5 protein-coding genes and 1 pseudogene are annotated in these 5,367 nt (G+C 42.5%); 1 reads left to right on the forward strand and 5 read right to left on the reverse strand.

The genetic code is table 11. The features are described from left to right. Positions 1-164 precede the first annotated feature (164 nt). Positions 165-1,424: a hypothetical protein gene (locus LC653_RS21630; protein WP_229496833.1), complete on the forward strand. Its 1,260-nt coding sequence runs from the start codon at positions 165-167 to the stop codon at positions 1,422-1,424. Between the two features lie 439 nt (positions 1,425-1,863). Here the strand turns inward: LC653_RS21630 and LC653_RS21635 are convergent, their stop codons facing one another. The 5 genes and pseudogenes from LC653_RS21635 to LC653_RS21655 all read right to left on the reverse strand — a co-directional run. After that, positions 1,864-2,250: a hypothetical protein gene (locus tag LC653_RS21635; RefSeq protein WP_229496834.1), complete on the reverse strand. Its 387-nt coding sequence runs from the start codon at positions 2,248-2,250 to the stop codon at positions 1,864-1,866. Further along, the gene (locus LC653_RS21640) at positions 2,232-2,624 is read right to left on the reverse strand and encodes a hypothetical protein (protein ID WP_229496835.1); all 393 of its coding nucleotides are present in this window, start codon (positions 2,622-2,624) and stop codon (positions 2,232-2,234) included. The genes LC653_RS21635 and LC653_RS21640 overlap by 19 nt, the downstream gene beginning before the upstream one ends. A 99-nt stretch (positions 2,625-2,723) precedes the next feature. Beyond that, positions 2,724-3,371 (reverse strand): HAD-IA family hydrolase, encoded by a 648-nt coding sequence (locus LC653_RS21645; protein ID WP_229496836.1) that lies wholly within the window; start codon positions 3,369-3,371, stop codon positions 2,724-2,726. A 518-nt stretch (positions 3,372-3,889) separates the two neighbouring features. Then, positions 3,890-5,083, reverse strand: coding sequence for an NAD(P)/FAD-dependent oxidoreductase (locus tag LC653_RS21650; RefSeq protein ID WP_229496837.1), 1,194 nt, complete (start codon positions 5,081-5,083; stop codon positions 3,890-3,892). Positions 5,084-5,185: 102 nt separating this feature from the next. Next, positions 5,186-5,367: pseudogene (locus LC653_RS21655) on the reverse strand (IS110 family transposase); the annotation flags it as partial.

The raw sequence follows: 5,367 nt of genomic DNA on the forward strand, positions 1-5,367 counted from the left end.
ATGAGTCTTTGAGGTAGATGAATGAGTCTTTGAGGTAGATGAATGAGTCTTTGAGGTGGATGAATGAGTCTTTGAGGTGGATGAATGACACGGAGAAATAAGAGTTTGAGAGATATTTTGCGTAAGTCCTATACAGTATAAATAATCGGTTATAGATAATTAATATGAGTAGATTGCAGAAATTTGGCTATTGGACTTATGTCTTCTTAACTATTACTATAAGTTTACTTGTACTCCGAGTTAATTTTTGCCTATTAACAGTGTCAGCCAAAGATTATGCACCTGGACAACTTAGTCCTGATGCACTAATGCAATTAAAGAACATCAAACGACGGTTAAATGCAGGTGAAGGAAAAACGATGCAGGCGTTTTTCCCAGAAGGATGGTTTTTTAGCCATATACTCTATGGTTACAGTTGGGTGAATGTTGCTTTGTCTTCAAAGTCCGAACCTCTTCGCCAACAAGCAATTAAAGAGGTGCGTTGGGTTTTATCTCAAGTAAATACACCCCAAGGACGCGCACCTTTTACAGCAGATACTCAAGTTGCTAATGGCGTATTTTATTTAGGTTGGAGTAATCGGTTGTTGGGTGGACTATTAAAAATTCAGTCACCAAAAGAGCGATCGCTCCAAGATATTACTCAATTTCGTGCCCAATCTCAAGAGTTAGCCCAGGCGTTTACAAAAAATCCCACTGTAACCATTGATGCTTATCCCGGACAAGCTTGGCCTTGTGACCAAACCGTAGCTTTAGCATCTTTAGCTTTGCACGATGAATTGTTTGATAGTAATTATCAGCCAGTAATTGGGCGTTGGGTTAGCTATACTCGCCAGCATCTTGACCCACAAACAAATTTAATTCCTCACCAAATTGACGCTGTGACTGGTGAAATTAAGATTGGCGCACGAGGTACCAGTCAAGTCTATCTTTTGCCGTTTCTACTAGAATTAGATTCAAAGTTTGCAAAACAGCAGTATGCTCAGTTTCGCAAACAGTTTGTTCCCTCAGTTTTAGGCTTTTTCCCAGTGAGGGAGTATCCCGTCAACGCAGATGGTCACGCAGATGTTGACTCTGGGCCAATTATTTTTGGCATTGGCCCAACCAGTACAATTGTCAGTATTGCTCCAGCACATGCTTATCAAGATACTCAGTTGTTTGAGAGTACGCTCGCTATCATTGAAATTTTGGGATTACCGTTAGTATGGGGTGAGGAAAAGTCCTATGCTTTGGGGTTATTGCTAGTAATTGATGATTTTTTGGTTTGGGGCAAAACTTTAGTACCCTGGACGCAGGTTAATAATTCCATCTACACCGAACAAAGACTTGCAAACAACATTCAGTTCTTGATTTTAGGTTCTGGAGTTGTGTTGATTGTACTTTGGAGTCCAATTGTTGCCAAACAGTTTTTAAACAAATGTGCTTAAAATTGTTGACTGATACACCCTGCTGTTCCACTTAAATTTTATCCACAACTGTAATAGACCTCTTGCAAAAGTCGTTTTATGCCCAATACAGTTCAGTTAACGCTAAAAACCTTAAACTGTGTAGGTTGGGGAGCCACTGCGTTGGGCGGGTTTCCCGACTTGAAGCAAGTGGCGTTTGAGGAAGGAAACCTAACATTTCCGGGGCTTTGTTGGGTTGCGCTTTGCTTAACCCAACAAAGCAATTTTTCTTAACTACCGTCTCACAAAGGTTTCAGCTTAGGCGTTCCCGTTGCTACAAAAATGGATAAAGTCGAGCTTAGGAGTAGTGGAAGAAATGATTAATTCATTTGAAATTAAGGTTCAATAAATTTAGTAATTTTCAGGCAAAAATTATAGTAACATTATCAATTAAAAATCAATATAGTGATAATAAAAAAAATCATTGAGGTTGCCAGACAATTTGCGATCGCTTCGCCAATAACCCCGCTAATCGTTCCGCCTCGACTAAGTTATCTTCTCGATATGGTAAACCAACAATATTGGCATGGTTCATAGAATCCTGTTCTACATCCAATCCAATTTCCCGAATGCGTCTAACTTCAATACTGGCAACTGCATAACACTTGCGAAATAACCCAGCACACTGTTCTGGAGAACATACACTTGCGAGATTGACCGAAATACCAGGCTCATCAACCCGCAAGAAGTAAGCATCTGCTTTTACTCGCCCTGTATCCTCATTGATCCATTGTTTACGCAGTATCGCTCGATAAACAACTGCATCAACAGGCAATGGCTCAAACTGACTCATGCAAGGTTGAGCCACTCCAACCACTGCACTAACACAGATGGTGTCACATCTGGTTCAATTGCATAATCATCTCCCAACTCATGGTAAAGCGTAGCCTGTTGTGTGGCTGTAGCTGGGCAAATCAAGCGGACTTCGCACTCAGGTGACTGTTTGCTCCACGTTAGTCGAATACCGCCTTGCTCATCTGTCGAAGCCGATGCTTTGGGAAAACGATCGCCCATTATTTCGTAAGCATCTACGACTAATCGCATCGCCAATTTAAAGGCGGATTGACTGGGCTGTAAAATTCCATACTCGTCTGTTTCATCTTCTTCTAAAAGAGCGACGAGCCGCTTCAATGTCACCGTAATATCACTACTAGAGGGTTTCGCTGACTGAGCAACGGTCATATCAGACAATGTTATTCGGGATATCGAAACTAGCCTAACATGAGCCGGAAATGAAAAGCGAACCGCAATTTAGAGGCGATCGCTAGATAATCTATCCTCTCATTTCCCACGGTTAATCCAAACACCTCTGAGTCCAGCTGCTTTAGCTGCGTGGTAATCTTCTATAATGCTATCGCCAATATGCCATGCTGCCTCTGGGGAACATTTATGTTTGTCTAAGGCAATAGCAAAAATTTGAGGATCGGGTTTAGCTGCACGTACCTGGGTAGAAATGGTGACGGAGGTAAAAAACTCTCTCAATCCCAAACTTTGCAATACTGAGTAAATCCGCGAATCAAAATTGGACAGCACCCCCAAAGTAACTCCCAACCGCCGCCAGTTGATTAAAGCTGGTAAAACATCGGGATAGACAAACCACGGTTCGGCAGTGCCAAAGTGGATGTACAGTTCGCTAAAGAAAGCCGAAAAGTCAGAAAATTCCTTGAGAACACCTGCACTTTCAAAAGTGTTCAGGGCAATTATCCGCCACCAATCAAACTCGCGCTGGGGAATATCTTGCAGTTCTGCATCTGGAAATATCGGCGGCGGCGCTGCTTTAAAACTTTTGATGAAGGCTGTATTCAATGTTTCGGCTGAAACTGTAACGTCAAATTCCTGGGCTATCTGACTATAAACTTTGCCCACACTACCTTTGACATCGAAGAGTGTACCCACAGCATCTAAAAAAATAACTTTCGGTTGTTCCATCAAAGTTTGATTGAATTGGGGATTGGGGACTGGGAAGGGTCACTAATGACTAATGACTAATGACCAAATAATTACTAATTCGTAATTCGTAATTCGTAATTAAAAGTACAGAGCAACTAACTAACATTTTATGGAGACAAATAAATTTATTCCTTATTTCAGAGCCTGACTTTTCACGGTATGTGGAAAAGCCCATTTTGAGGGTTTTCCAAGCCCTGATTTTTTCGTTAGCTATTTTCATTAACTTAAAGCTATTGAGAATTAGCCTGTGGAAAAAGTCACGTTTTTTTGGGGCTTGAGGACTTCCCGTGAAAAGTCAGATTTCAGAGCAAGCGACTGAAGTCGTGGGGTAATAATTACGAATTACGAACTTGTACTGAGCCTTGGGAGAGCGTAGCCGACTTGTACTGAGCGGCGTCGAAGTAAGGGCGTAGCCGAAGTATTATAAATTACGAATTATTTTGACTAATGACTAATGACTAATGACTAATGACTAATGACTAATTTCCAACCTTAAGTTACTTAGAAAGTGTTTCTATGATCGGACGCACTAGCCAATTAAAACCAACTTTGAGTTGATGGTCTAAAGTTGGCAACCTATATAAATAGGCAATCCGCCGGGCGACGGATGCCAAGGGCCCATCTAGTTTAATTCCCAAACCAGTGAGAGTGGCGTTGTCTATGCCTAGTGCCATCATTTCTCCTAACTGTTGGTAGCGAAAGGGAAGGAGGGGGCGATTCGTCAGACTTGCCCAGATATTCCAAGCAGTATAATCAGCTTGTTGGAAAGCTGCTTGTGCAGTAGCGGGAACTTGCTGTCCTTCAATATCATGAGAGTCTGCTAAATCTCCCAAGGCAAAGATTTCTGGATGATCGAGGACTTGCAGATTGGATGTAGTACTGATTTGACCACGCTGGTTTTGCTTGAGGGGAAGAGATTTCACTACGGGCGCAACCCTGGTTCCCACAGTCCAAATTACCAAATCCACGGGAATCTTGTCTAACTGGTTTTTGTACTCTAGGGAAATGGAATTTTGCTCTATTGATTCCACTTTGGTTTCTAAATCAAGAAACACGCCACGGGCTTCTATTGCTTTCTTTGCTGCTTCCCGGTTAAACTCTGGGGAAGTTCGCAAAATTTGGTCAGCAATTTCAACGATCCGAAAGCGTCCTCTTTCACCTAGTCTGTCGGCTAACTTACAGGCTAACTCTACCCCACTGTAGCCAGCCCCAACGATCGCCACCCGAATTTTATCAGCATCCGATTCTTCTAAAAATCGCAGGCGTTCTTCCAAACGATAAACATCAGAGATTGTGCGGAATGGGTAGGCGTAGGATGTTGCACCAGGCACTAAATCTAGCGGTGTTTCACCTCCTAGCGCCAACACTAAGCGATCGTAAGGGATTTCCAGCCCTTCATGTATATTTACCAGTTTCTGGTCGATGTCAATTCCAGATACAACCCCTTGATAAAAACGCACCCCTGTGCCTTGTAAAACTTCTTCAAAGGGTGGGGCAATTTCCCAGGTTTGCAGTTCGCCAGTGAGTAATTCGTAAAGTAAGGGAGAGAATAGGAAGCGATCGCTTTGATCTACCAGAACAATTTCGGGTTTTTGCGTAGATTCCCAAGGGAACTGGCTTAAGCGCAAGGCTGTGTAGAGACCACCAAAGCCTCCGCCAAGGATACAGATTCTAGAAGTTTGTTGAGTCATCGATTCTATCTATGGGACGGTCAATGCTAACTGGGCAACTAACTTCAGGGTAACTGAAACTTTAGGTTTTAAACCCTTCAGTTGGATGAAGGGTTAATAGCATCAGGTCAGAGGAATTATTTTACACAATTCCTGAAACAGCAGGTTTACTACTTTACTCATCAGCTTTCCTTGGATGTGCTTACCACCTAAGAGTTTCTCGCCTTGTTCACTGACGTTAGCTTTGAGTGAGTCACGGTAACTAGTCAATTCCTTGGTTAGTTCGTTTTCTGGCAGCCTTCCAG

The sequence above is a fragment of the Nostoc mirabile CHAB5784 genome (assembly GCF_020829645.1).
GTDB lineage: Bacteria > Cyanobacteriota > Cyanobacteriia > Cyanobacteriales > Nostocaceae > Nostoc > Nostoc mirabile.